Source organism: Microvirga sp. GN3 (assembly GCF_055792825.1).
On record NZ_JBVVAK010000070.1, the window covers coordinates 18915 to 43409 of the forward strand.

At 60.5% G+C, this 24495-nt stretch carries 25 protein-coding genes; 12 read left to right on the top strand and 13 right to left on the bottom strand.

The window, feature by feature from the left end; all coding sequences use genetic code 11:
• Nucleotides 1-524: 524 nt before the first annotated feature.
• Entirely contained in the window at nt 525-1595 is a 1071-nt protein-coding gene (locus ACS5Q1_RS27500; protein WP_473101159.1) for an aldo/keto reductase, read from the bottom strand.
• Between the two features lie 117 nt (nt 1596-1712).
• On the opposite strand from ACS5Q1_RS27500, the gene ACS5Q1_RS27505 reads away from it, so the two are divergent.
• The 6 genes from ACS5Q1_RS27505 to ACS5Q1_RS27530 all read left to right on the top strand — a co-directional run bounded on the left by ACS5Q1_RS27505 (nt 1713) and on the right by ACS5Q1_RS27530 (nt 6735).
• Nucleotides 1713-2606: a LysR family transcriptional regulator gene (locus tag ACS5Q1_RS27505; protein ID WP_473101160.1), complete on the top strand. Its 894-nt coding sequence runs from the start codon at nt 1713-1715 to the stop codon at nt 2604-2606.
• A 693-nt stretch (nt 2607-3299) separates the two neighbouring features.
• Nucleotides 3300-4187: a PhzF family phenazine biosynthesis protein gene (locus tag ACS5Q1_RS27510; protein ID WP_473101161.1), complete on the top strand. Its 888-nt coding sequence runs from the start codon at nt 3300-3302 to the stop codon at nt 4185-4187.
• A 248-nt stretch (nt 4188-4435) separates the two neighbouring features.
• Nucleotides 4436-4744 carry an antibiotic biosynthesis monooxygenase family protein gene (locus ACS5Q1_RS27515; protein ID WP_473101162.1) on the top strand — a complete coding sequence of 103 codons (309 nt, stop codon included), beginning with the start codon at nt 4436-4438 and terminating at the stop codon, nt 4742-4744.
• 80 nt (nt 4745-4824) lie between these two features.
• Nucleotides 4825-5268, top strand: coding sequence for an NAD(P)-binding domain-containing protein (locus ACS5Q1_RS27520; protein ID WP_473101163.1), 444 nt, complete (start codon nt 4825-4827; stop codon nt 5266-5268).
• Nucleotides 5232-6068, top strand: a complete 837-nt coding sequence (locus tag ACS5Q1_RS27525) for an NAD(P)/FAD-dependent oxidoreductase (RefSeq protein ID WP_473101164.1) — start codon at nt 5232-5234, stop codon at nt 6066-6068. Before ACS5Q1_RS27520 ends, ACS5Q1_RS27525 begins: the two co-directional genes overlap by 37 nt.
• Before the next feature lie 307 nt (nt 6069-6375).
• Nucleotides 6376-6735, top strand: a complete 360-nt coding sequence (locus ACS5Q1_RS27530; RefSeq protein ID WP_473101165.1) for a hypothetical protein — start codon at nt 6376-6378, stop codon at nt 6733-6735.
• 49 nt (nt 6736-6784) lie between these two features.
• Here ACS5Q1_RS27530 and ACS5Q1_RS27535 read toward each other — a convergent pair whose 3' ends face one another.
• Complete coding sequence (locus tag ACS5Q1_RS27535; RefSeq protein WP_473101166.1) at nt 6785-7060, bottom strand: hypothetical protein; 276 nt, start codon at nt 7058-7060, stop codon at nt 6785-6787.
• 240 nt (nt 7061-7300) lie between these two features.
• Between ACS5Q1_RS27535 and ACS5Q1_RS27540 the strand changes: the two genes are divergently transcribed.
• Nucleotides 7301-7993: a glutathione S-transferase family protein gene (locus ACS5Q1_RS27540; RefSeq protein WP_473101167.1), complete on the top strand. Its 693-nt coding sequence runs from the start codon at nt 7301-7303 to the stop codon at nt 7991-7993.
• Nucleotides 7994-8471: 478 nt separating this feature from the next.
• On the opposite strand, the gene ACS5Q1_RS27545 is transcribed toward ACS5Q1_RS27540, so the two are convergent.
• The 4 genes from ACS5Q1_RS27545 to ACS5Q1_RS27560 form a co-directional block, all read right to left on the bottom strand.
• Nucleotides 8472-8909, bottom strand: coding sequence for a hypothetical protein (locus ACS5Q1_RS27545; protein ID WP_473101168.1), 438 nt, complete (start codon nt 8907-8909; stop codon nt 8472-8474).
• A 128-nt stretch (nt 8910-9037) separates the two neighbouring features.
• On the bottom strand, nt 9038-9679 hold the full coding sequence (locus tag ACS5Q1_RS27550) for a hypothetical protein (RefSeq protein WP_473101169.1): 642 nt from the start codon (nt 9677-9679) through the stop codon (nt 9038-9040).
• 35 nt (nt 9680-9714) lie between these two features.
• Nucleotides 9715-10533, bottom strand: a complete 819-nt coding sequence (locus ACS5Q1_RS27555; RefSeq protein WP_473101170.1) for a ComEC/Rec2 family competence protein — start codon at nt 10531-10533, stop codon at nt 9715-9717.
• 796 nt (nt 10534-11329) lie between these two features.
• Entirely contained in the window at nt 11330-13933 is a 2604-nt protein-coding gene (locus tag ACS5Q1_RS27560) for a DUF2235 domain-containing protein (RefSeq protein WP_473101171.1), read from the bottom strand.
• Nucleotides 13934-14240: 307 nt separating this feature from the next.
• On the opposite strand from ACS5Q1_RS27560, the gene ACS5Q1_RS27565 reads away from it, so the two are divergent.
• Complete coding sequence (locus ACS5Q1_RS27565; protein WP_473101172.1) at nt 14241-14591, top strand: transposase; 351 nt, start codon at nt 14241-14243, stop codon at nt 14589-14591.
• Nucleotides 14540-15388 (top strand): IS3 family transposase, encoded by an 849-nt coding sequence (locus ACS5Q1_RS27570; RefSeq protein WP_473101184.1) that lies wholly within the window; start codon nt 14540-14542, stop codon nt 15386-15388. The genes ACS5Q1_RS27565 and ACS5Q1_RS27570 overlap by 52 nt, the downstream gene beginning before the upstream one ends.
• 156 nt (nt 15389-15544) lie before the next feature.
• On the opposite strand, the gene ACS5Q1_RS27575 is transcribed toward ACS5Q1_RS27570, so the two are convergent.
• Both ACS5Q1_RS27575 and ACS5Q1_RS27580 read right to left on the bottom strand, forming a co-directional pair.
• The gene (locus ACS5Q1_RS27575) at nt 15545-16369 is read right to left on the bottom strand and encodes a class I SAM-dependent methyltransferase (RefSeq protein WP_473101173.1); all 825 of its coding nucleotides are present in this window, start codon (nt 16367-16369) and stop codon (nt 15545-15547) included.
• A gap of 123 nt (nt 16370-16492) precedes the next feature.
• Nucleotides 16493-16948: a nuclear transport factor 2 family protein gene (locus ACS5Q1_RS27580; protein WP_473101174.1), complete on the bottom strand. Its 456-nt coding sequence runs from the start codon at nt 16946-16948 to the stop codon at nt 16493-16495.
• 557 nt (nt 16949-17505) lie between these two features.
• On the opposite strand from ACS5Q1_RS27580, the gene ACS5Q1_RS27585 reads away from it, so the two are divergent.
• On the top strand, nt 17506-17901 hold the full coding sequence (locus ACS5Q1_RS27585; protein ID WP_473101175.1) for a RidA family protein: 396 nt from the start codon (nt 17506-17508) through the stop codon (nt 17899-17901).
• A 173-nt stretch (nt 17902-18074) separates the two neighbouring features.
• On the opposite strand, the gene ACS5Q1_RS27590 is transcribed toward ACS5Q1_RS27585, so the two are convergent.
• Together ACS5Q1_RS27590 and ACS5Q1_RS27595 are read right to left on the bottom strand one after the other, a co-directional pair.
• Nucleotides 18075-18914 carry an IS5 family transposase gene (locus tag ACS5Q1_RS27590; RefSeq protein ID WP_473101176.1) on the bottom strand — a complete coding sequence of 280 codons (840 nt, stop codon included), beginning with the start codon at nt 18912-18914 and terminating at the stop codon, nt 18075-18077.
• Between the two features lie 384 nt (nt 18915-19298).
• The gene (locus ACS5Q1_RS27595) at nt 19299-19847 is read right to left on the bottom strand and encodes an AAA family ATPase (protein ID WP_473101177.1); all 549 of its coding nucleotides are present in this window, start codon (nt 19845-19847) and stop codon (nt 19299-19301) included.
• A gap of 185 nt (nt 19848-20032) precedes the next feature.
• Here ACS5Q1_RS27595 and ACS5Q1_RS27600 point away from each other — a divergent pair, with 185 nt between their 5' ends.
• Together ACS5Q1_RS27600 and ACS5Q1_RS27605 are read left to right on the top strand one after the other, a co-directional pair.
• Complete coding sequence (locus tag ACS5Q1_RS27600; protein ID WP_473101178.1) at nt 20033-20461, top strand: nuclear transport factor 2 family protein; 429 nt, start codon at nt 20033-20035, stop codon at nt 20459-20461.
• A gap of 156 nt (nt 20462-20617) precedes the next feature.
• On the top strand, nt 20618-21073 hold the full coding sequence (locus tag ACS5Q1_RS27605) for a GNAT family N-acetyltransferase (protein ID WP_473101179.1): 456 nt from the start codon (nt 20618-20620) through the stop codon (nt 21071-21073).
• A 31-nt stretch (nt 21074-21104) separates the two neighbouring features.
• Here ACS5Q1_RS27605 and ACS5Q1_RS27610 read toward each other — a convergent pair whose 3' ends face one another.
• The 3 genes from ACS5Q1_RS27610 to ACS5Q1_RS27620 all read right to left on the bottom strand — a co-directional run bounded on the left by ACS5Q1_RS27610 (nt 21105) and on the right by ACS5Q1_RS27620 (nt 23120).
• On the bottom strand, nt 21105-21449 hold the full coding sequence (locus tag ACS5Q1_RS27610) for a hypothetical protein (RefSeq protein ID WP_473101180.1): 345 nt from the start codon (nt 21447-21449) through the stop codon (nt 21105-21107).
• Nucleotides 21450-21549: 100 nt separating this feature from the next.
• Nucleotides 21550-22419, bottom strand: a complete 870-nt coding sequence (locus ACS5Q1_RS27615; RefSeq protein WP_473101181.1) for a nucleotidyltransferase domain-containing protein — start codon at nt 22417-22419, stop codon at nt 21550-21552.
• A gap of 428 nt (nt 22420-22847) precedes the next feature.
• A complete protein-coding gene (locus ACS5Q1_RS27620; protein WP_473101182.1) occupies nt 22848-23120 on the bottom strand; it encodes a YdeI/OmpD-associated family protein in 273 nt (90 codons plus the stop codon).
• Nucleotides 23121-24495: the final 1375 nt, after the last annotated feature.

Genomic DNA, 24495 nt, shown 5'->3' on the forward strand with positions numbered 1-24495 from the left:
ACGTTCCTGAAGTACGCCGAGTGTCCGCAATGGGCCTGAGACCGGACAAAGCTACATTGACCGACAAAAGAAAAGGCCGCCCGGATGGGCGGCCTCTTGTTTCAGTCAGGTCCCCGAGCGTTCGCTCCGATTGCAGAGGAACCTCGTCTCACATTTCAGTGGGTGAGGCAGGCTGATGCGAGCTTTGAGGAAGCACTTTGCCGAATTGTGGCTATCCTATGCGAGCGTCCACATGTAGACGCAGCCAAAGGATGCCGCAGGTCCTCCGGTAAGGGTTTGTACGGCCGGCGCTCTATTTTCGAGTTTGCCTCAGCCTCTCGCCGAAATACGCCATCAGTCTGCCCCACCGTCGAGAGTGCTCAGTCAGCTCGAATTTTGTGGAGGGCTGATTATGAGACGAGGCTAGGAGCTAGAATAAGCGAGGCCCGGAGCGCCAGCTCTTGAGGAAGGCGCGGCGATGGTGAGGTTTCACTATCGCACTCAGGGCTGACATCACGCGCAAATAAGCCGCGATGATCTTCGGGTCAGACACGTGGCCGGACATCCACCCCGCTAGTCACGACATAGCGCGCCATCGGTTGACGCAGGAAATCGTGGGGGAAGCCAAGCTCGATGGCACTGACGGCATTCAGGCGCTCGATTTGGGCCTCGTTGAAGCTGACCTCAAGGCTTCCGAGGTTGTCCTCCAACTGGGCAATGGTGCGCACTCCCAGAATCGGCGCGGTCACCGCGGGATTGAGCAGTGTCCAGGCCAGCGCGACCTGGGCTCGCGTGCGGTCCATCTGCTCTGCGATCTCGCCGACCACATCGGCGATGTTCAAGGCCCGCTCCGTGAGCGAACCATTCGCCGCGGCGACGTTGCGTCGGGTGCCGACCGGGTCGCTGGAGACCGCAGCCCCGAGATCCGCACGGCTGTACTTGCCGGTGAGGACCCCGCTGGCGAGAGGCGACCACGGGAGCACCCCCAGTCCGAGTTCCACGGCCATTGGAATCAGGTCACGCTCACCGGTGCGTTCGACGAGGCTGTATTCGATCTGCAGGGCAGCGAGCGGCGACCAGCCGCGAAGGTCCGCCATGGTCTGCAACCGAGCTGCCTGCCAAGCCGGAATATCCGAGACACCCAGATAGAGCACCTTGCCCTGCCGCACGAGATCGTCCATCGCCCGGAGCACTTCCTCGACGGAAGTCGTGAAATCCCAGGCATGCAGGTAAAGCAGATCAAGGTAGTCAGTCTTGAGCCGCTTCAGACTGGTCTCAACGGATTGCACCATGCTCTTGCGGTGATTGCCGCCCGAGTTCGGGTCGCCTGGCCGGGTCGCTGCCGTGTATTTGGTGGCCAGCACCAGGCTGTCCCGCTTTCCGGCCGCGAACCGCCCCAGCAGCTGTTCGGAAGAACCGTTGGTGTACTGGTTGGCGGTGTCGATGAAGTTGCCGCCCCGGTCGACATACATGTCGAAGATGCGGCGAGCTTCGGTCTCATCGGCGCCCCAGCCCCAGTCGGTTCCAAAGGTCATCGTGCCGAGAGCTAACGGTGAGACACGCAGGCCCGAGCGGCCGAGCAGGCGATAGGATTGGAGGGTCAGAGGCTGGTTCATGCGGAACTCCATTCAGCAAAGCCCGCGATGGCGGCGGGTCTGCCCTGTAAGATGCCCTCTGGCAGAATTTAGATAATCCGGCATTATCTACGCAGGTTATTAAGCCAAAGAGGGATAATGCGGGCGTCCGACTTTGCTAGCCTCAATGCCTTTGCGGCCGTCGTGGAGCACAAGAGCTTTGTGCGGGCAGCGGCACATCTGGGGATTACCCCATCGGCTTTGAGCCAAACCATCCGTCAGCTGGAGGAGCGCATGGGGGTGCGTCTCCTGAACCGGACCACCCGCAGTGTGGCTCCGACAGCAGCAGGGGCGCGGCTCCACTCCCGCCTGGCACCGGCCATGGAAGAGCTCGATGATGCGGTGGCTGAGGCAGTCGCAACCAGCAACCGCCCTGCTGGGGTGCTGCGCATCAATGTGCCACGCGTGGCAGCCGTGAGCCTGATCGCGCCGCGCCTCGGCCGGTTTCACCGCAAGAATCCGGAGATCGTGCTGGACCTGGTGGTTCAGGATTCCCTGGCTGACATCGTGAGCGGTCGCTTCGACGCGGGTATCCGCATTGGCGAGTACCTCGAGAAGGACATGATCGCCGTGCGTCTCACGCCTGACATGGAGATGCTGGCGGTGGCCTCGCCTGACTATCTTGCCCGCCACGGCATTCCGCAGACACCAGCCGATCTTCATCGTCACAGCTGCCTCAACTGGCGCTGGCCGACCGATGGCAGCCTGTATCGCTGGGAGTTCGAGCATAAGGGCACGGAGTTCGAAGTCGCCGTTGAGGGGCCCCTGATTGCTACGGACCCGGAACTGGTGCTTCAGGGTGCCCTCCAAGGCATGGGCATCGCCTATGTGTTCGATGAGCGCATGTATGACTGGATTGCCGAAGGGCGACTGGTTCGGGTGCTCCAGCCCTATTCCCCGACTTTCCCAGGTTTACGCCTCTACTACCCGAACCGCCGCCATGTCTCACCGGCGCTGCGGGCGTTCATTGATTGTCTGCTGGGTCGCGACTGAGAGGCTGCGTTCAACCAGCGACTGAATACAGGTGATTATACCCCTTGTCTTTGGCTCGCACCTCCAGTGGCCGCCCTCAGAACGTCCAGGCGGTTGTGCCTTGACCGCATATGGGCTGCTAGCGGTTTACAGAACTTGTCCAGCCTCTCGCTTTATTGCAGGGAAGTTGGCCCACCGGTGACAGAGCCAATGTTGGCCATCTGCACCCGAAAGCAAAAGCCCGCCTCCGGGGGTGAGGCAGGCTGATGCGAGCTTTGAGGAAGCACTTTGCCGAATTAGGGCTATCCTATGCGAGCGTCCTCACCACAGCAGCTGTAGACGCCGCCAAAGGATGCCTCACGGCTTCCGCTAACCGCTTGTCGCGTATGCACTTGTTTTTCGAGTTTGCCTCAGACTTTTCCTGAAACGACCCACTGGTCCGCCTCACCCTCAAAAGTGCGGATTTGTTAGTCTGGTTGGGAAAGAAGAGCGGACGTTCACATGCTTCCCCTCTACGTCGCTAGTTGACCCCAGTGCAGACTTTCGGGGCGAACGTCCGGTGGCTCTAGGCGTTGCAACACCAAACACAGAAAGCCAATCAGGCCAGCTCCGACAATCAGCAAAGGTGATCAGTCACATTCCGTTGCTGAATTAGTTTTCAGCCGGCTTGGCTGGTAGGAAATGGTTGAATCCGCTCCGTCTTTGGAACCTGCCATGCCCCGCTTTCCGTATGAGACTGTAGACGTCTTCACCGATCGCCCCTTCGGTGGAAATCCGCTGGCTGTCTTTACCGATGCGCGCGGGCTTTCCGACGCACAGATGCAGGCGCTCGCGGCGGAGATGAACTACAGCGAGACAACGTTCGTCCTGCCAGCAGACGATCTGGCCAATGACGCCCGCGTGCGCATCTTCCATCGCACGGCCGAGATGCCCTTTGCCGGCCATCCCAATGTCGGCACGGCTTGTGTGCTGGCGCGCCATGGCCGGGACCGCGACGGTGTGCTGCGGTTCGAGCAGAAGGCTGGCCTCGTCGAGATCGCTGTGGAGCGCGATGCGATCGGAGCGGTGACAGGGGCAGTTATTGCGGCGCCGCAGGCCTTGTCCCTCGGTATGGAGTTGCCGATCGACGGGATCGCCGCCTGCGCTGGGCTTTCCGTCCCTGATATTGTCACAGCAGCCCACAAGCCGGTGCAAGCCTCGGTCGGCGTCCAGTTCGTGCTGACGCAGGTCGAGCCGGAAGCTCTTGCCAGAGCGACGCCCGATCTCACCGCTTTTCGTAAGCTCGTGCGGCTGCATGGCGAATTGGCTGGACGCTTGTCGCTGTTCCTCTATGCGCGTGACGGCGACACAATCCGAGCACGGATGTTCGCACCGCTCGCAGGCACCTGGGAAGACCCGGCGACGGGTAGCGCCAGCGCCACGCTCGGCGCTCTGCTGCTCTCGCTCGATGGTGGAGACAAGGCCGCCTTCACCATCACACAGGGCGTCGAGATGGGCCGGCCGAGCTTGCTCAACGTGACGTCGTGGTGCACCGAGGATGGCTATCACTCGCGTGTCGGCGGCAGTTGCAGCCCGATGTTCCGGGGTGAAGCGCTGCTTTAGACGACCGAGTGCGCGAGGAGCGTCTTTCCGGGACATAAAATGGAACCCGGGAAGAGCCTCTCCTGGCGTGGGGCTGACCTTAGTCTTACTTCCGCACTGCTTGGATGAGCGGACTTTCGTTCGAACCCGTGCTCCTACCGAGTTTGACCCATTGCAGACTCTAGGAAGTCGGACATTGGGTGCTCAGGTCATAGGCATTCGTGGTATGATGCGCTCGGCTGCGGGGTGATCTCGAACGGGAGGCTCTCATGTACGCCGTAATCCGCAAGTTCAACAAAATGCGCTCGGTCGAGGAGGTCGCCCGGCGAGCCGAGGCCGGCCTCGCGCCGATCCTGCGGCAATCGCCCGGGTTCCGGGGCTACTACGTCATCAACGGCGGCAACGACGTCGGCGTGTCGATCACCCTGTTTGACACGCAGGATGCGGTGCGGGAGGCGCATCAGCGCGCCATGGCCTGGATCAAGGACAATCTCAGCGACTCATATGAAGGTGAGCCGGAAGTAACCATGGGCGAGGTCGTCGTGAGCGTTCCGGGCCAAGGGGCAATGGCCGCCTGACACCTTACATCAGGCCTTCCTCAACCAGCGGGCCGGTCGTCCGGCTCGCTTTCCCGCAGGAGACCCCGCCAGGAGCGCCAGTGGCCAGCAACAGTTGCAATACCGTCGTCATCGGGGGCGGCCAGGCCGGGCTCGCCGTGAGCTATCACCTGGGCCAACACGGTTGCGAGCACATCATCCTTGAACGACACCGGGTCGCGGAACGATGGCGGAGCCAAAGGTGGGACACCTTGGCCTTCCAGTTCCCGAACTGGACCCTGCGACTGCCAGGCTATGTCTACCAAGGACCGGACCCGGACGGGTTTGCGCCCCGCGATGAGGTTGTTCGCTTCATCGAGGACTATGCCGCCTTTATCCAGGCGCCCTTGCGCTGCGGGACCTCTGTGACTGCCCTCGGACAGCGACCGGGATCGGCTCGCTTCCTGATCAAGACAGAGGATGGAACCATCGAGGCCTCCAACGTGGTGGTCGCGACCGGTCCCTATCAGTGTCCCGCATCCCAAAGGCGCTTGCAGCCGCCATAGAGATCGTCTTCCAGCTCCACTCCAGCCGATACCGCAATCCAGCCGACCTGCCGCCGGAAGCAGTCCTCATTGTTGGTTCCGGGGCATCAGGATGCCAGATCGCGGAAGATCTCCTGCCGAGTGGCCGCCGGGTCTACCTCGCCGCTGGCGCTCATCGCCCGGTGCCGCGCTGCTACCGCGGCCGCGACTTTGCGTACTGGGAATTCGCGCTCGGGGAGTTCGACCGCACCGTCGAGCATCGCCCGCCCGAGCGGGTCTCACCGCTCTTGACTGGGGTTAATGGAGGCCATGACCTGAACCTGCGCCGCCTGGCCCAAGCTGGGGTAGTTCTCCTCGGCCATGTGATCAACGGCGAGGACGGCAAGCTGTGCTTGGCCGCGGATCTTGGTGCAACCCTGCTGCGTGGCGACAAGTGGTACACCCAGTTCACGAATGCCGTGGATGAGCATGTCCGGCAGAACGGGCTCGATGCGCCCGAGGACGAGGACACGCAGGTGAGGCTGCCGGATCCACGGGAGGTCTCCGCTCCGATCCTGGAACTGGACCTGAGGGCTGCCGGGATCACATCGGTGATTTGGGCCAGCGGCTTTCGGTATGACTTCGGCTGGGTTCAGTTGCCGGTCTTTTCAACAGGGGGCGCCGGGCAAGCCTCGGCACCAACCCACGAGCGAGGGATCACGCAGGTCCCGGGGCTTTACTTCGTTGGCTTGCCGTGGCTGTCGAAACGCAAGTCGTCCCTGCTGGCCGGGGTCGGCGAGGACGCTGCATTCCTTGCAGGTCATATCCAGTCCAGAGGTTAGCCTTTGGTCAGGCAAAAATCTCTGATCCACACTGCTCCGGTGTCTAAAGCGGCAACGGCCGCTGCTGGCACTAGGCGGAAGGAGGCCGGGTACCCGCTCGTCTGAGGTGAGCCGGTGGTTACACAGTCGCGCTTAGGGCAGTCGATGAGCCCATTGCAAACCACCCGGTGGTTCGCCAGGTGCGAGGATGACGCCGAATGCGGCTGGCCCTGCGTTCCGTTGTGTCGGGTCCTGCGAAAATGAAGGCTTTGCTTTCCGCGTTCGTGGTCGCTGCTCGCGTGGTAGTTTACCTTTAGGAGCTGCCAAAATGCGCTTCGGAAGAATTGCAGCGAATGTGATGGCCTTGTTGTTCTGCTTGGCCGTGTGCGCGTTCTTGGCCGTGCTGACGGTCGCTGTCGGCTCCCTCGCGGTTCTTATCACTGGTCTGGTCGTCTTAGTGATCTCCTATACCGTCGAGATGGAGGACGGCTCGGCAATTGGGCACCCCCAGACGCCCGAGCTCTTTGCGATGCAGCAGCAGCGACGGGATCAGCCCAGGAGCCCGGAAGAACGGGCTGCTCGTCGAGCCGAACGCGGTGAGAGACTAAGAATACTCAAAGTCACCAAGTGGATCGGTGCCGCACTTGTCACCATAGGCGCACTCGGCTTTTTCCTGGTCCAACTGTGACCACACCAGCTCACTCACCGGCGCGAACTTGGCTTGTCATGTCCGCTGTTCAAGACGGGGGACTTGGTGATCCGCCCCCAAATCCCATGATCGGCAAGAGCTGACCGCCCTTGAACCGATCTGCGCGCTCGCGTTCCTTCGCCTCGATCTGTTGGGCCGTCGGCTCGCAGACGCCCTCGCACTCCTTGAACGTGACCGCCACCTTATCCAGCGCCACCTTGTCCGGACTCTCCGGTGGGCCAAGCACAGGCTCGTGACCCCGGAAGATGCTTAAGAACGGCAAACCGGAGATGCGGTGCCAGAGCCTCTGGATCGGTGCGCCCATGGCAATCTCCTCTCATCCAAGAGCATGCTCTCAGTTACATGATAGCACGATTTCACTGAATTCCATAAAGGGACTCCCGCACAATTCGCGGATGATTGGCTCAAGCGCCCGAAACCTGCGGCGGCTGCACTTGCTTGACTCCTAACGAAACTTTGACGGTCAGCACCCACTAAGCTGCTCTCTTGTTGTGGGACCTTGAGTTCCTTTGCGGGGCTCGCCCCATCCTGCTGGAGATCTCGCATGATTACGTTCTACTACAACCTGGCCCCGAACCCGATGAAGGTTGCCCTCTGCCTGGAGGAGATGGGCTTGCCGTACGAGCTGAAGCCGGTGGACACCCGTAAGGGCGAGCAACATCACCCAGACTACCTGACGGTCAACCCCAACGCGAAAGTGCCGGCCATCGTTGACCAAGACACTGGTGCAACCGTCTTCGACTCGAATGCTATTCTGCTCTACCTTACTGAGAAGACCGGACGGTTCCTGCCTCCCAAGGATCCGGTTGAGCGTGGTGAACTCCTGTCATGGCTCATGTTCGTGGCAACAGGCGTCGGCCCTTTCTCAGGGCAGGCTGTTCACTTCAAGCGAGATGCACCAGAACCAAAAGAGTATGCTGTCAATCGGTATCTGTTCGAGGCACGACGCCACTACGGCATTCTCGATGCCCGCCTTGCGGAGCGCCCCTACATGCTCGGCGGGATCTACACGATTGTCGATATGGCTGTCTGGGGCTGGGTGCGGATGGTGCCATTCATCCTAGGTGAGGACGCTTGGACGATGCTCCCGAACCTGAAGCGGCTCCTTGACGAAATCAGCGCCCGCCCGGCGGCTCAGGCCGCAATTGCGCTCAAGAATCAGCATGCTTTCAAGACTGAAATGGATGAGGAAGCTCGCAGGCACCTGTTCCGGCATGTCCCTCCCCAGTGGAACTGACATCTCGCCCGGGGTAAGCAAGGGGCTATTCACTTCTGTCTTCCACCTCAATAGCGGGCTAGGTCATCCGAACGCGGGCTCTCCTGTGGCATGGGCAGATGCTGGATTGAAAGCGCTTGAGTTGCTGGGCAATGGCCCAACCTGAGTTCGTCCCCATCTTGGGCGACCCAACCGCCGACCATATCGGCGCGGTCTGACCGTCATCCTTACCTGCCGCATGAAGGGCTGCGTTCGTCCCCGCCCGAGCACGATCTGCAGTGGCGCCGCTCCAGTATGGTCGATGCGTTCCTGCCCGTTCTTGGCCGTTGACGAGGGCGCCTGCGACAAGCTTCTGCCTTGTGTCTCTCCGGCAGGAAGGACAGCTCCTGGCACGAGGCGGACCTTGTCCGGATTTCCGCATTGGCGGCGTGAGCCGACCTTCATAGGCATGAGCTCAATAGGTTTCAGTCCTCGATCCATAATGGATTGGACTTGCCCCTCACCGCCGCGGGCGGCCTTGCAGTCTGACGCTCTCAAGTACAGCAACGCGCCCGGCCGCGCCGCAGTAGAAGGCTCGGAGGACAACCTGGTTACCTTCCTTCAGGAGGGATTGGAGGCCCTGTAGGATCACACCTTGCGCGCTCGGGATGGCTTTGTTGATCTGTTCTTCATCGATGTTAATGAGCTCGCGAGACCCGTCGTTCGTCTCTATGATGACGTTCAAGAGGGCCATGCCGTTCGACGCGAAGTTCCGCTTGACGACGCGTCCTTGGGTGTTGCCCGGGAGGCATCCCTCACCGTCGCTAAGTCGCGAGAGGCTGACCACTCTGTCACCCTGCTGTTGGATGCGCGGGCCAGGTCCGGCATACTGAGCTGGGGCGGCCGTCGCGGCAAGGGAAAGGAGGCCTGCGACCGGGAGGCGGAAACTGCGGATCATGGAGGTTCCTTGCCATTGTGGGGACTTCCCTCCTACCGCCAGATCCGGAGGATGAGCAACAAGTCTTCTGGTAAGGTCAGCCCCGCAGTTCGCCCAACCAGCGGCTCTCATTGCTGGCCGACGGCTTTTTAGGACTTTGCCTTGCCGCGTGTCGTCGTCTTCCTTGGCGTGGTTACTCGCCGTGACGCGTGGATTGCCAGAACGCTCGTGACGAATCGGATCCCGTTATTCCGGCTGCTCACGGCGCATGCAAGGAACTGCGCTGCGAAGACCGCTCCCCCGCACAGGGCCGTGATCTTGTTTGCGCCGAAGGCCCACAGAAGGGGAGGCGTGAAGACGGTGAGCAGCAGAGACATCGCCGCCGCGTCGCGGAATAACAGGAACTGTTTCTGGACCTCGACGATCTTCCCCTCGTTCTCGACCATCTTATAAAGCCGATACCACTTCGCATTTTGCTCGGCCGGGTCTGTTGGGAACGCACCAACGTTCTTCTTCAACGTTGCCATGTCGACCCGTGGGTCCGCCGGACCATGTCTGGTGAAGGCTTCAGATCCGGGCAGGGGATTCTCGAGCTTCCAGAACACCAGGATCGCCTTAAGGTTCACGGGGATCACGTTCGAGAGTAGCAGAACGACGAAAGGTAGGACTGGGGCTATCGCCAAACGCAGGGCGGCCATCCTAGAAAGCGTCAGATCTTGGAGAAGCTCTGGGACGACCACAGTCAGCACGAGGCCCATATCAAGCAGGGCCAGCATGACAAGCCACGTCAAGTTACGGCTTTTCATCAGATCTGCCGTGAGTGGTTTCATGCGGCATACTCGGTATCGATGGCAAAGTCCCCGTTATCAAAAACGTCGAACGAAATTGTTCCGTCGCGGCGCGTCGTGAGGACATGCCGGATCTTTCCCGTTGTCCTGACGATGACCCCGTTTCCAGCAATCACGTCGCGGTAGTCCGGAACCGTCAGCTGGGTCTGGTGCTCGATGGGCTTATCCGAGATGACGACACATTGCGGTTGGCAGTAGTCGAAGACCTCGGGGCAGAAGCCATTCTCGCGCCCATGGTGGGAGGCCACCAGCACGTTCACCCCGATGAGCTCCGCTTGAAAATCCGGTCTCCGAAGCAGGGCCCGCCAGCCGTCCTTCTCCAAGTCGCCTGGGAAGAGGATGCAGAAACCGCAATACTTCACGAAAACGACTTGGGACAGGTTGTTCGTATCGGTGAACCAGGGATAGCTGTTCCAGAAGCATTTCACCGTGATGCCGTTCATGTACTGGTCAAACGGCTCGGTGGCTGGTTGGTCGAAGGTGTCGCAGGCGTCGGCATACCACGCAGCATCCTGGCTGAGCGGCCCTCCCAGCATCTTGATCGCGCGAAGCTGGTTTCCCGTATAACTTGGGTTCCTACTCAGGACCCTTATCCCGATCCCGGCATCCTCAAGGCCCTTGAGGTCGCTCATGTGGTCCTGATCGGCATTGGTGATGAAGAGGTAGTCTACGATCGTCCGGCGAAGTCTGTTCCGGAGGTAGAAACTCGGGTTCCAATCACTAGCACTTCCGGAATCGATCATGGCTAGTCGGCCGCCGACTTCCCCCTGTGGGGTGTGGGTGACGTGTTGGATCATCGCGCACGCGCCGTGTTCTACGTCCCATAGGACGACACGCATAAGTCCCGACACCGTCAGCTCCCGCCATCCCCGACGCCGAATATAGGTAGCAAACAACCCTGCTGCCAGACCGGATCGGGCAAAAGGGCGGGAAGGTCGTTTTATGGCACGTTCCTGAAGTACGCCGAGTGTCCGCAACGGGCCTGAGACCCGACAAAGCTCCATGGACCGACACAAGAAAAGGCCGCCCGGTTGGGCGGCCTCTCGGTTCGATCAGATTGGCGAGCTTCCTATAGGATTGCAGACGAGCTTCCTCTCACGTTTCAGAGGGTGAGGCGGACCGATGCGCGCACTGAGTAAGCACTTTGCCGAATTAGGGCTATCCTATGCGAGCGTCCACATCCACACACATGTAGACGCCGCCAAAGGATGCCTCACGCCTTTCGCTAACTGCTTGCAACATATGCCTTTGCTTTTCGAGTTTGCCTCAGCTTTTTGCTGAAAGGGACCATTAATCCGCCTCACCCTCAAAAGTGCGGATTTGTTAGCCTGGTTGGGAGGTTAGAGCGGATGTTCGGAGCAGCCCTGTTTTCTTCTGTGATTGAGCCTCAACGGACCTTTAGCACTGGCAGGCTGAGGGCGCCTCTTTCGTCGAGGGCTCCCGGTAGGCTCGGTCAGTTGCGCATCTATTCTTGAATCCAGATTACCGTGTGCTAAGGCCGGAAACAGTGCTCGAGAGAATGACGGTAATGCTCGACAAGCGCCACCCCTGGCGCCCACTGCGCGTTTGGTCTGCAGCCAATCCGTAGTTCAGTCAGCGATTTTGCGAGAAATCATACGGCTGTGGCGGCGGCGGTTGGGGGCTGGGCATTAACTCGACCGTGACCTTAGCGGCTCCGCCGTTATTTCGATAAAAACATGTGACGAGCGGCCCGAATGGCACCGCCGTCATGGCGTCATTCAGGTAGAGAAAGAGCTCACCGCTCGCAGTCGCTTGGAACTGAGACACAAAGCTCTTTCGTATGCCCTTGCGGGCTTGAATCTCCTGGACTTGGGCGCCGTCCAAACCGGATGGTCCTCCGCAGATTGAGAACGCGCCCTCCTGTGAGATTTCAGCGTCGTCGGCCAGTTCCGGGGCCGTTGCGCCATCGCTCGCCTGCAGCGCCCACTCCACATTGCCCCTGTGACCGATCCGGGCAATGGGCTGGAACCAGTCGGCCGTCCACCAGCGGCGGAGCGGCAGCCCGAGAAGATAGAGCGGGGAGGTATCGCGGAAGCCCATGATATCTACGACCTTCCGACCGTCGAGATACGGTTCGGACATCTCGACCCAGACCGTGTAGAGGCGTCCTTTGTCGACGTAGATGCCGGTGCCCCAGCAAGGATTGCTGGTGTGGAAACCCTCCGCCAAGTTCGCGACGCCGTCCTTGGGCTGGCGCAGCAGGTTCTTCTCCGCGGTTTCCTTGCACACGCCGCCTGCGCCGGATCGATAATTGAGCACGGCCCGGCCCACGAGGGCCGCGGCCAATCCCACGATGACGACGAGCGTGGCTCCTGGCAGAACGTAGCGCGACGCCATCGTGTACAGGAAAGCGGCCACGCGCGATTGCCTCAGGCGTCGCGCCACAGTGACGAGAAAACCCGGCTCTTCCGGCTTGGGCTCGCGGGCCTGCAGGGACGCCTTTCCATCGGGGCGTTTTTCGAAGAACCAGACGCAACGTGCATTGTCGGCGATGCGATCGCGCAGGCGGCCGTTCACGCGATAAAGGCCGAGCACCGCAATGATGATCGCAAGCGATATCACCGGTTGGGTCACAAGGGCTCCAACCCAGCCTTTCGCGTAGCTCGGAACCAGGCCGCCGAACGTCGTGGACAGATCGGTCAGGTTCGAACTGAGACCATCGCGGGCATCGTCCAGTCTTCTCTGCGCCCATGCCGCGAGGTCCTCACGCCCGACTGCCGATGCGAGGCTGCGCACAACGGCATCGAGAGCATCGCTTAACAACGACGCGGTGACCGGAAGACCGATGAGGACGAGTGTTGCGGCGAGCAGAGCAAAATAGGCGACCCTGCGCCACCAGATCATGTCGCGCGTTAGGGCGACGAAGGCTTCATTCGGTTCGTTCAGTCGCTGAACGGCGTCGATCGCCGGCATCGCATCAGCCGGATGCTGGAGCGCCAAGGAGGAGTGCTTTCGATAGTCTTCGGCGTCGAACCCCGAAATCTGGTGCCGGATGCCATCCGGCATCAGGACATAGGCGCTCTTGGGGAGAGTCAAGGGCGCATAATGCTCGGTGCCGTACACCATCTTTTCGGCGACCGAGTGGTGGATCACCGGCGGGCCGCCGCTTTCTGCCCCCGATGCGATCGGCCTTGGATCATAGCGGTAGAGGACGGCAAGTCCTTGCCGCGAGTCATGGATCGGCGCGAGCGGCGAGGCCTGTTTGCGGAAGGCGTCGAGGGCACCGGGCAGAAGACGCAAACCGCCTTCCGGTCCCGGGGCAGTCGCGGCGATCTCTTCGATCATCCACGTCAGCGGCACATACGACAGCGCATCCTCAGGGTATCCGCCGCCGATATCCGAGTGAACGCCCGCAAACCAGACCTCCTTGATGCGGGCGTTGGCTGCCCAAGGGCCCTCATGCGTCGTATCGAAACGCAGCGGATGAAACGTCGTGCGCTCGTCATCGAGGGCGAGAGCGTGCCGCGCGAAATCCACCTTGTCGCTGAGGACACGATTGCGGAACGATATCGGCCAGATGGCCTTGTCGATCGCCGTCCTCATCTCCTCGATCGGGACGCCATAGGCTTCGACCGTATCAAAGAGGCCGGCGAACCTGATGCGTACGTTCCGTCTCAAAGGGTCTATGGCGGCGCGAACGGCTGCATAGCTCCGCTGCCGGAGAAGGCGACGATAGATCGCCAGAACGGCGTCGCGGATGGCGCGGGTGATCGGGATGGTCGGGAAACTGTTGCGCCAGGTCACCTTTTCGGCGCGATACGCTCGCCAGGCCGCCTTGGCATTGCGCCTCATCTCGGCGCGCGAGACCTGAGCGCCGTCGATTTCGGTTGGGAGGAGACCTTGGCTCGCAATCAGGCCGATCAGCGTGCGGATCGTGAAAGCCCCACGGCTGAATCCGAACATGTAGATGTCGACGCCTGGCCGCCAGTTCCAACACAGGAAGCGATACAGCTTGCGAACGTTGGAGGGCACACCAATACCGGTTGCGGCATCGAACATGGCAAAGGGTCTGAAGCCGGCCGTCCCCACCCCCTGGATGTACACTGCGACTTGGTCCGGACCCTTGAGATCGAGCGCGGTGTAGAGCCGCCAGATGTTCGATTCCCGGTTCCTGAAGGCGTTGCCCGTGCCGTCCGCGAAGATGGCGATCTTCCTAATCTGATCACGCCTGTCCATGAGCAATCTCAGCGCAGCTTCTCAAGGCAATCCAGGGGCGGCGGTTCAGGAATGGCTAATCATAGCTGGTCCATCGCAAGGAAAGACTTCCAGATTGCCCTCGCAGCGTCAATCATACCGTTGAGCTGTCAAGGATCCTGGGATTGCGAATGTCTCATCCTGGCACTTCCCGGACCAAAGAGCTTGGTCCGCTTTGGCGGTTAAGAGCTGACGTTCATGGAGAGGCCGGTGGAGTGCGCCCCTTGAGGTGGACAGATCTGGACTGAGGAGTTGACCGGGTCTGCCGGGCTTTCGGAGACTGAAGCCCATGGTGAAAAACCGCACCCACAGCATCGACTTCAAACGGCAGGTTGCGCAGAATTACCTCGCCGGCGAGCCCCTGCACAGCCTGGCCAAGCGCCATGACCTGTCGCGCAACCTGATCCGGATCTGGGTCCGGAAGTACGAGGCCGGCGCCCTCGACGAGGACACGGCCGCAGCCGCATTGCTCCAGGAGTACGAGGCGCGGATTGCCGCCCTCGAGCGGCTGGTTGGCAAACAGGCTCTCGAACTCGAGTTTCTAAAGGGGGCTCTGAAGCACGCACCCCGGCAGAGAAGCGCGCCTACATCCGCCATCATCGGCCCGGTGGTCTCTCCGTCTCAGAAGGATGCCGACTGATGGGCCTGCCCCGCTCCACCTATTACGATGAGCCGACGGCTCCTGCCGACGACACCGCCATTGTCGAGGCGATCGCCGCCATCTGCGACGAGTTCGAAAGTTATGGCTACCGGCGCGTGGGCGCGGCCCTGCGGCAGGCCGGTATGGTTGTGAACCACAAGAAGATCCGCCGCCTGATGCGCGAGCATGATCTGCAGCCGCGCATGCGCCGCCGCTTCGTTGCCACGACGGACAGCAATCATGACGGCCCGATCTTCCCGAACCGGGCAGCCGATCGGGTGGTAGACGGCCCCAATCAGCTCTGGGTGGCGGACATCACCTATGTCGCCATCACGGCAGGTTTTGTCTATGTGGCGATCATTCTCGATGCCTGGTCGCGCCGGGTCGTGGGCTATGCGCTCAGCCGGTCGATCGACGCCCGCCTCACGGTGGCAGCGCTCAAAGCCGCCATCGCCGAGCGACACCCTCCGCCTGGATGCATCCATCACTCCGACAGGGGCTCGCAATATGCGGCCGAGATCTATCGCGAGATCCTGGATGGCGCCGGTCTGGTCGGCTCGATGGGCCGGCGCGGCAATCCGTACGACAACGCCAAGGCGGAGAGCTTCATGAAGACGCTCAAGGTGGAGGCGGTCTACCCAATGGCCTACGAGACCCTTGAGGATGTCGCCGAGGACCTTCCGCACTTTATCGAGGAGATCTATAACAGCCGCAGGCTCCACTCGGCCCTCGGCTATCTGAGCCCGAAGCAGTTTGAGGATCAACTCGCCCGGCAGACGGTCAATCCCGCGGCATGATCACTGCCCACTCCGAAGGGCGCACTCCACGGAATGTGAAAGTTTGACCCGATGCGGACCTTCGTTGACTGAGCTGCTCGTCCGTGCGGAGCGGTCTGCCCACTCCATATTTCCCACTCTGCAAATTTTCTGGTCGCTTTTCACGGGCGCATAGGCTCAGGGCTTCTCAGCAGCAGCCACAACGGCCGGCATCATCAACTCAAACGCGCCGTCCCGTGCGTAAGCGGCGACGCCCTGGCGCACGGCTTCGCGGATAGCCGCCAGGGCTACCGGTGTCTGCGCCCGGAGCAGGGCGGCAGCCCGAACAGTGCCTTTCAGGATCACGTCGAGGGGCGTATCCGGCGACGTCACCCGCCAGACCTGCGGGATTTTGGTGACGGTCACGGACCCGAAGCCCGCCGCCTGGAGGCTGCGTTCACACTGGGCTGGATCGTCGAAGAGGAAGAAGTTGGGGCCGGGCGGCAGGGGAACATCCATCCGCCCGTGGGCTTGCACGGCGCTGTAGATCAACCCAAAGCCGACGCATTCCTGTGCGGAGGCCCAGGCACTGAAGGCCACTCGGCCGGTGCTGCGCAGGACGCGGTATGCTTCGCGTAGGAAGGCGTCGGGATCAGGGAAATGCGGCATGCCAAAGTTGCTGATTACGGCATCGAAGCTGTCGTCGGGCAGCGGGAGGGCGCCCGCATCGCCCTGGCGGAACTCGATGTCGGGATAGAGCTGCCGCGCCAGGGCGAGTTGTGTTGAGGAGAAGTCAATGCCCACGACCTCGGCCCCGCGCTCGGCCGCCGCTGCTGCGGCATAGCCAGGACCCGTAGCGACATCCACGACCCACATCCCAGGTCTGACCCCGGTGGCATCGAGAAGCGCCCCGATAACTTGCGCTGTAAGGGGTGAGAAGTGGTCATGGTAGTTAGCTGCAACTTCCTGGTCCGACCAGCCCTGATGCTCGAAGTCGCGAAACGACGTCTTCGGCTCCGTCATCGCAGCCTCCATCAGCTCAGGCCATTCGAAGGTCTACCTTACTCCAGTACTGGCAGGTATGACGAGGACGTCCCGTAAACCGTCTTCTCGGAATTACGCGCCTTACCCGAGCGTCAAACCGGATCACTGCATCGGCACCGAAATCGGTAGAATACTCGATACCTTCCAGCCCTCGGGTGTCTTGACCAAGATCTGGTTCATGAGGAAGCGGGTGGGTTGGGCGGTCTGGCCGGCGGGCGCGATCATGAAGGTGATGGGGACGTAGAGCTGGGCCACGCCCGGTTGGATCTCGAACACCTTGAGTTCGTCCGTCTTGGGATCGAGAGACCATGTGCCCTGATACAGCGCCTCGAACCGCTTGAGAGCCGCCTCGCGGCCCCACACCGGCGCGCCTCGCGTGATCCAGAGGAACTGCGGGGAATCGAGCAGCGTGTCGCTCACAGCCTTCAGATCATGAGCATTCTGGGCTGCAACGAACTTGCTGAACTGCGCCTTCACCTCGTCCTCGGTTTCAGCCTGAAGGGAAGCAGCGCAAAGCATCAGAACCGCCACCAGGGCAATGCGTGAGCCTGTCCGCATGGGAGTCTCCTCCGGTGCCAGCCCCACAACACACTTTACACCCGCTTGAAGGCAACACCCAGACTATGATGGGCTGCAACTCAGTACCATCCGCCGGTGATCCCTGACATGGATCAGTTGGTTCCCACAAACGGCCTGCACTGCCCCCTTCCGAGTCTGTGAGCCCTTGCGGGTCCAGCGTGAGGGTTGATACCAGCCTGAAAGTCTCTTCTTGGCACTCCTGAGAAGTTAGGCGGAGGGCGGCTAACTTAGAGCCTGTTTGAGAAGGGGACTGCTTCAGAGGTTAAGAGAAGCGATGAGGGTTTGCTGCGCTGATCGGCAAGGCAGCTTGAAGCCCCAGCAGCGAACTTATGGGACCATACGTTTCCCATGCGGCCAGTTTATGAGGAGAGCTGAAGGAAGCTGCTCGGTGAAAGCAGAGCCTGCTGATCGAATTCTCTCCGCATGGCAGCAAATCGCGAGTAGTCTCTAGTTGTGGCCAGCGCACGATCTGGGCACAGCCCGGCCGCGCAGCCCGAACTGGACGAGCACCGATTTGCGCACCGGAGGAAGTCATTATGGAACGGAAAATTATCAATCCATGGCAATGGCAGGACCAGTACGGATTCGTTCAGGCGAATGATGTCAGCGGCGCGCAGCGCGTCCTCTATTGCGCAGGGCAGGTGTCGGTGGACGCTGAGGGGAACCCGGTCAATGCGGGGGACATGCGCGCCCAGATCACCCAGGCCCTGGACAATGTGGATGCCGTCCTGGGCGCTGCCGGGTTCAAGATGTCCGATGTGGTCCGTCTGAACTTCTACACCACCGACGTCGATCGAACCATGGAGGCGTGGCCCCTGATTATGGAGCGACTGGCGCAGGCGGGTTGCCGTCAGGCAAGCACGTTGCTCGGCGTCGCACGGCTGTATCATCCCGACATTCTGATCGAGATCGAAGCCACGGCGGTTCAATAGCCCGCGAGCGGCGTACTCCAGCGTGCAGCGGCCCCGCCGGGACCCGATCATGGCCGGGACCGGCATCCAGCGCTTTGCAGGCCGCTGCATAGCCACTCCTACACCCGCTCCGGCTCGCGCAGCGGCCCCGACGGCGCGCCAGTTCGCCTCGGTCTCACTGCCCATTTTGAAAGTCAGGGAGGAGGCAAACGCTTTCGATTTGGATGAGCCAAGCGGTGGACCATGAGGCGGATGGCGGCCAAGGTGACCATCGCCTCGGAGACCTCCGGCAGTTCTTCATAGTCCTTGGACAGGCGCCGCCATCGACCGAACCAACCGAGCGTTCTTTCGACCACCCATCTGCGGGGCAGGATGATCAAGCCGGTTCCGGCGATCCGGCGCACCACAATCAGGGTCAGGTCGAGCAGAAAGCAGGCAAGCAGGACCGGGAGCCGGTTGTAGATGCTGTCGGCGAACACGGCCTGCAGCCAGCAATACAGGCGCTTGAGGCGCCTCAGCAGGTCCCCAGCGCTGTCGGCGTCCTGGATATTGGCGGCATGGACGAGCACGCCCAGCAGCAAGCCGGAGGTATCCACCGCAACGTGACGCTTGCGGCCCTTCACCCTCTTGGCGGCGTCGTACCCGCGCCGTCCCCCCTTTTCGGTCGTCTTGACGCTCTGGGTATCGAGAATGACTGCCGTCGGACTTGGATCACGGCCTTCCTGCTCGCGCAGCAGGACGAGCAGGTGGTGGCGCATGGCTTCCCAAACACCTGCCCGCAGAAACGCTCGAAAATAGCCGTACACGGTGGGCCAGGGCGGGAATGCCGGAGGCGGCGGCAAGTGACGCCACTGGCAGCCGGTTCGGAGGACGTAGAAGAGGCCGTCCAGCAGGCGCCGCATGTCGGTCGTGCGCGGCCGCCCGCCCGGTTTGGCGGGAGGGATGAGCGGTTCAAGCAGGCGGTACTGATCCTCGCTGAGGGCCTGTCCGGCTCCGAAATCACCGACCAAAGCCCGGGCGTCAGGCGTCCACATCGCAGCCTCCGGAAGGGAATTCTCTTCCGAACAGCCGCCGCCCCAACCAATCACCGGGACGTGCTCACCCTTTCAAAACGGGCTGTTAGTCGAAGCTGACGTTCGCGAACGGTAGAGGATGGGCAGAGATTGACCCAGAGCTGACTCTAGCTGGTCGGGGATCATTTGCCTTGTGCGCAACACGATCGCTTGGACGGCTCTGGCGTCAGCGGTTCTCCAAGTGCACTTCAGTATCCGTACCCCTCTCAGGCCAGGCAAAACGGCGGCTTAGACTGGTTCGTTACTGTCTCACGTTAGGATGTGCCGACGGAGTCTTCTGAATGCGCTCGAATGCAACTTTATCCGGTTCCGTAAAGGGTACTTATCGGAAATTGAGTGCCATTCTCACGCGCGGGAAGAGGAGGCCTCTGCTAAAGCCCTTTCGATGAAGTCGGCACGCTCCGATACACTGACTTTGGGCAAAATAGAAACTTTGTATCCAAGTGCTGGGTAGGCTTCGAGCAGCCGAGAATATTCAGCTTCCGCTGCCTCAATGCCGTGGCGCCTTTCTGGGTCATTCACATAAATTTCCGGCCAGGGCGGCGTTAGAAACACAGTTTGGTGGTAGCGATGCGACTGAGCGAGTGCAGCCAGAACGGGCTCATTTGTCAGGTGCTGTAGGAAAGCCGCAGCATCGACCAAGCCCCTGTCGAAAAACACCCACCCATTCAGAGCGGTGGCTGATGCTCGATCTTCCAGGGCCATAGCTATTGCACGATGTGCAAATGCTTGTCCGTCGTTCCAGGGAAGCGCCGTCCCTCCTTGTTGGAGCTCCTGTTGGACGATCCGGCGACCAGGTTCCTCCACGATGGCGTGACCGCGCCTATCAAGCTCGGCGAGCAACGTGGATTTGCCACCGCCCGAGCAGCCAGAAATGACGATAAACCGCTCCATTCACCCTCTCCGGCCTGTTGGGATCCTACCAGTTTCATAAAGGCGCTTACGCGAAATTGCGTACGCGCTTCCAGAGCCAAATAACTGCATCGCAGGAAACGGGTGTTACTCCCCGAGTTCCATCTCTAAGCATCCTTACTCCACGAACCGGAGCCGGTGTTTCCGGCCTATAGGCGAGGATGACGATGAACGAAAATACCCACATCCGACTGACCGCCATGCAGCTTCTTGAGCGCATGTTTGAGGTCGAGATGAAGTTCATCCGATCAGGGTCGGATGATGTGGACGCCCTGGCTGAAGCCTTCCATCCCAATGTGGTGGTCCATGAGCCGGCATCTCTGCCTTATCCAGGCGACTGGAAGGGCCTGGAAGGCGTTGGAGCCCTCTTCCATAAAATGTGGGAGGTCTGGAGCGATATGAGGGTCGAAGGCCTCACCGCAGCGCGGGAAGGCGACACGGTCTTTATGGCCTGTACCCTCCACCTGACGGGCCGCACCAGCGGGGTGGCCATCAAGCAGCCGTTTGCGGAGGTCTTGCGGTTTCAAGGTGAGCGCCTGATTGAGGGGACACCCTTCTACTACGATACCAGTGAGATCGTATCAGCTCTCAGGTGAGAGAAACCGATAGAGTCACGAAGCCAGCGACACAGACGCTTCCTTGGGGCGCTGCTGTGTCGCTCAGCAGTACCATAAATGGGCTTCTCAGAAATTGGTGCTTGTCTGAGGGCGTACATACCTCTCAATTGAGGCAGATAACGGCGGGGAAGGCACATGCACGAGCTGAAGAGGGTGGAGACAGCAGAAGATTGGAGACAACTCCACGCGATTAGACGTGCCGTTCTGTTTTCCCCTGGACGACATAAGTTCGAATACAATGAGAACCATCCGGATGATCGTGTGGAGGGTAATGTGCCCTATCTCCTGCTCCTGGATGGCGCTCCCATTGGGGTTGTGCGGCTCGATAAGCGCGGTTCTCTAGGGGTGGTACGATTGGTTGCCATCAGATCAGAGCGGCAGCGGGAAGGGCATGGCCGGATCATGAGTGGTCTTATTGATGCGGAGGCGTTGCGCCTTGGGATCATCGAGTTGCGCGTGAATGCGGTAGCCGATGCCGTAGGGTATTACGAGAAAACAGGGTGGACGCGGGGTAGTTGGGATCCAACAGAATTGACCGGTGTGGCTGAAAACTGTGTGCAGATGACCAAGTCGCTATCAAGCATTCCATGAAGGGTGTTCTGCGAAATTCGGCGCCTCGAATTTATGCGAATAGCGCGGCCACAAGCCATGCAATCCCGACCCAGATTACTCCGCCGAGGACAAACACGGCTCCGGCCGAAATGCCAGCATTCCTGTCCATCCAAAGTGCATCCATGACCCTGCTCGGCTGATCCGCCGCACTAGCAGCCATTCCCTCAGATCCGCCCCTGCTAGAGCCCGCGAACATGATCGCACCCAGGGCTCCCATCCCAAGCCCCACATAGGTGGCGGTATCGAGGAGCTCGGTGGCAGACCTCTGATCGAAGAGCCAAGCCGCAGCAGCCGTTAAGACGAAGGCTGCGATGTTGAGGACTGCCAGCCCCTTGGCGATGCTCTTCAGGTTCATGGACATTCGCCCCAGTGCGATACTTAGGAATAGGTGCCTGTAAGCTACATCCTAAACGCTCATTCTATAAACGGCCTTCTCGGAAATTGGCCGCACAGGATTAGCTGTTCTCTAGGCTAAGCAATTCGCTTGAAGAGATCGTCTGAACCAAGGCCCGCAACTCTCCATTGAGAGCTCTCAAGCTACCTAAGGCGGCTGCGAACTCGGATTTACCTATGGCCTCCCAAACGGCATCGGCCCGGTCAGCAAGTCTGTCTATGGTGTAGAAAAACCCAGCTACCTCAATCAGGGCTCCCTTCTCATTGATCAAATAACGCCGGTTGAGCGCGAACAAGACCTGCCCAATACAACACAAGGCCCGATAGACACATCCGGCTATATGAGTCTTCTCACGGCGTGGGATCGCGATCTCTGCGTTCTGAATGCTGAAGAGCACCTCCCACAGAAAGGTCCTTACCAACGCGGCGCGGAGTTCGTCTGGATACGGAGAGGTGGCGGTTTGCAGCTCGGCGAGCACACCCGTTGGATCATGGAGCGGCAGGCACATGGCAACCTCGCCCATCCAGATCGTCGAGCAAAAGCCATGGGGATGGCCAGGTTGGTAACCCATTGAGATCTGCCCTGCTCGGCAGTCTGCAATCACAGCACGAACATCTTCAGTGCCACGGTACAGTAGGTCGACCTTCCGCTCTTGGATCGACAGCCATCCCCCACCGACGATACGGGGTCCCCACCCCCCGACAGGTGTCACGGCCGCCGAGGCTGGGTCGTCGACCAATCCTCTTACGACGGCAAGAAGCTGCTCGGTGTCCAGCGCCTTGTCGGGACCATAGTAGAGCCCGAGATCGTAGTCGGATGCCTCGGTCGCCGTACCCCTAGCTCGGGAGCCGCCAAGCACAATCCCAACAACCCCCGGCACCTCAGCCAGGCGCGGAACGATGCTCATCAACAAAGGATCAAAGTGAGACATTCCAAAATGGCCTTCTCGGAAATTGCGTTGATGTTCTGATATGACTCACTGCGATTGGTTGGCCAGTTAGAGAGCCCTTTTGCATGAACGGCGTAACAATAACTCTTTTTGCCCTCGGAACAGCGTTGGTGCTTGTGCAGGTCATTCTTGATGACGCCATCATCCGCCATGCCTGCCGAAGGGAAGGCAGAAGCTACTCTCTCCTTTGGCTGTTCAGCCCCTATTGGCAGCACCGGATCTTCCGGTGGGAGTGTGGCAAGAAGCTCGGGCGGCTGGCCTCTACCCCTTGAGAATGGCTGTCTTCAGTGCCTTCGTGGGATGTCTGGCCGTTACGTTTATCGGCGTCCTGATGAGCCAGTCTGCCTAACCAAGCAGGCCTAAGCTGCTCATTCCATAAAGGGGCTGCTGCGACATTATCCGCGTGCAGCTCAGTGAAATCGCTCGCCACGTTCAAGCTGCGCGAGGATCTGAGTCATTCTCTTCGCTCGTGTCTCGGGCCGTTTCGCCGTTTGGAGCCGATAGTAGATCGGATAGAGGTTCTTGCGGTCGAGCGTCTCGAAGAACGCCTTCGCGCCCGGCATCGTCTCCAGCATGTCAAGGAAGTCCTGAGGTATCACCATCGCCGCCGGTCCTGCATAGGCGGCTTCCCAGCGCCCATCCGCCATTGCCGCATCGACATGTGCCAGCCCAGCAGGCGTCATCCGCCCTTCCGCGATGAGTCGAGTTGCATGCTCGCGGTTCTTGGCTGACCAGTTTGACCTCGGCTTCCGCGGTGTGAGACGCTGGAGGAAAGACCTGTCATCGAACGATTGCTTCTGGCCATCGATCCAGCCGAACCGAATCGCCTCTACGACGCAGTCAGTCCAGGTTACAGACGGACGGCCAGAACCGGCCTTGAAGATCTGGACCCAAAGTTCGCTACTGCTGTGGTAATGCTCGGCCAGCCAATCACCGAGCTCTCGCGCGTCTCGAAACGCCATTGATGTGCGCAATTTCTCAGCCATGCCTTAGGATAGCTGCTAAGCTATATTTTTGAAAGAAGCGAGGCTGCCGTCAGAGTTGGGCGCTCCGACGATCAACTCTGAGCCGAGGTCCAATTCAGCTCGGTCGAGGAAGCAGCACGTGTACCAGTTCCGAAAGTATCCAAATTCTGAGCGTTTGAACCAACATCCCGGGAGGTCGGCACCTGGCACGTTCCGGAAGTACGCCGAGCGTCCGCAATGGGGCTGAGAGCGGACAAAGCTTCATCGACCGACACCAGGAAAGGCCGCCCGATTGGGCGGCCATTCGGTTCGATCAGTTCGCCGAGGTTTCGCTCCGATTACAGACGAACCTCGTCTCACGCTTCATTGGGTGAGGCGGGCTGATGCGCGCATTGAGGAAGCACTTTCCGGAATTATGCCTATCCTATGCGCGCGTCCACAACAGGTGTAGAGGGCAGCAAAGGATGGCTCAGCCCTTCCGCTAAGTAGCTGTAAGCGCCGTGATTTTTCTCGACTCTGCCTCGCCGTAGGATTGATGCATATGGCAAAGCAGCCTCACCCTCATAAGCGAGGGACCACGAACCCGTCTTGAGGCAGACGGGAGCACCTTGATCAGCATCCCTGTTCGAGGCATAAATGGCTGCACGATAGAAGGATTGATATGTACCACCTCCGCCTTGCCGCACGAATGCGCAGGCCCGACCAGCAGGAGACTGGCCGGAGGGGGTAGCGTGCGCCTGATCGCCCGCGCGTAAGCGTCGGAACCCGAGCCCTCCCGCTGCTGCTGGAGGGCTTTTTTGTGTCCCGGGACCCGACGCATCCACCGCGAACATGCCCTAGTACTACAGCCGGGTTTGACGTCGGCGACGGGTGCGCTCGCGCCAGTGACAGTCATGAGCGCGCTGCTGATGGCGCCGGCGCCACACCGACCAGTGCTCAACCGCTTCAACCGAAGGCGGCCGCTCCCACACCAGGTGCCAGAGAAGCCGCCGTACCTCCGGCACGGTGAGCGGCAACAACCCCGCGGCTTGCACGACGGGGGCTTCTCCCCCCGATGGCGTGCTGGCGCACGACGGTCAGATAGGCATGCGCC

Excerpts from the sequence above, each read along its gene's own strand:
- ACS5Q1_RS27540 (WP_473101167.1), top strand. The coding sequence starts at position 7,301 with ATGATTACGTTCTACTACAACCTGGCCCCGAACCCGATGAAGGTTGCC.
- ACS5Q1_RS27605 (WP_473101179.1), top strand. The coding sequence starts at position 20,618 with ATGCACGAGCTGAAGAGGGTGGAGACAGCAGAAGATTGGAGACAACTC.
- ACS5Q1_RS27565 (WP_473101172.1), top strand. The coding sequence starts at position 14,241 with ATGGTGAAAAACCGCACCCACAGCATCGACTTCAAACGGCAGGTTGCG.
- ACS5Q1_RS27555 (WP_473101170.1), bottom strand. The coding sequence starts at position 10,533 with ATGATCCAACACGTCACCCACACCCCACAGGGGGAAGTCGGCGGCCGA.
- ACS5Q1_RS27535 (WP_473101166.1), bottom strand. The coding sequence starts at position 7,060 with ATGGGCGCACCGATCCAGAGGCTCTGGCACCGCATCTCCGGTTTGCCG.
- ACS5Q1_RS27545 (WP_473101168.1), bottom strand. The coding sequence starts at position 8,909 with ATGATCCGCAGTTTCCGCCTCCCGGTCGCAGGCCTCCTTTCCCTTGCC.
- ACS5Q1_RS27580 (WP_473101174.1), bottom strand. The coding sequence starts at position 16,948 with ATGCGGACAGGCTCACGCATTGCCCTGGTGGCGGTTCTGATGCTTTGC.
- ACS5Q1_RS27620 (WP_473101182.1), bottom strand. The coding sequence starts at position 23,120 with ATGACGCCTGCTGGGCTGGCACATGTCGATGCGGCAATGGCGGATGGG.
- ACS5Q1_RS27610 (WP_473101180.1), bottom strand. The coding sequence starts at position 21,449 with ATGAACCTGAAGAGCATCGCCAAGGGGCTGGCAGTCCTCAACATCGCA.
- ACS5Q1_RS27560 (WP_473101171.1), bottom strand. The coding sequence starts at position 13,933 with ATGGACAGGCGTGATCAGATTAGGAAGATCGCCATCTTCGCGGACGGC.
- ACS5Q1_RS27575 (WP_473101173.1), bottom strand. The coding sequence starts at position 16,369 with ATGACGGAGCCGAAGACGTCGTTTCGCGACTTCGAGCATCAGGGCTGG.
- ACS5Q1_RS27590 (WP_473101176.1), bottom strand. The coding sequence starts at position 18,914 with ATGTGGACGCCTGACGCCCGGGCTTTGGTCGGTGATTTCGGAGCCGGA.
- ACS5Q1_RS27595 (WP_473101177.1), bottom strand. The coding sequence starts at position 19,847 with ATGGAGCGGTTTATCGTCATTTCTGGCTGCTCGGGCGGTGGCAAATCC.
- ACS5Q1_RS27530 (WP_473101165.1), top strand. The coding sequence starts at position 6,376 with ATGCGCTTCGGAAGAATTGCAGCGAATGTGATGGCCTTGTTGTTCTGC.
- ACS5Q1_RS27505 (WP_473101160.1), top strand. The coding sequence starts at position 1,713 with ATGCGGGCGTCCGACTTTGCTAGCCTCAATGCCTTTGCGGCCGTCGTG.
- ACS5Q1_RS27615 (WP_473101181.1), bottom strand. The coding sequence starts at position 22,419 with ATGTCTCACTTTGATCCTTTGTTGATGAGCATCGTTCCGCGCCTGGCT.
- ACS5Q1_RS27510 (WP_473101161.1), top strand. The coding sequence starts at position 3,300 with ATGCCCCGCTTTCCGTATGAGACTGTAGACGTCTTCACCGATCGCCCC.
- ACS5Q1_RS27500 (WP_473101159.1), bottom strand. The coding sequence starts at position 1,595 with ATGAACCAGCCTCTGACCCTCCAATCCTATCGCCTGCTCGGCCGCTCG.
- ACS5Q1_RS27515 (WP_473101162.1), top strand. The coding sequence starts at position 4,436 with ATGTACGCCGTAATCCGCAAGTTCAACAAAATGCGCTCGGTCGAGGAG.
- ACS5Q1_RS27600 (WP_473101178.1), top strand. The coding sequence starts at position 20,033 with ATGAACGAAAATACCCACATCCGACTGACCGCCATGCAGCTTCTTGAG.
- ACS5Q1_RS27585 (WP_473101175.1), top strand. The coding sequence starts at position 17,506 with ATGGAACGGAAAATTATCAATCCATGGCAATGGCAGGACCAGTACGGA.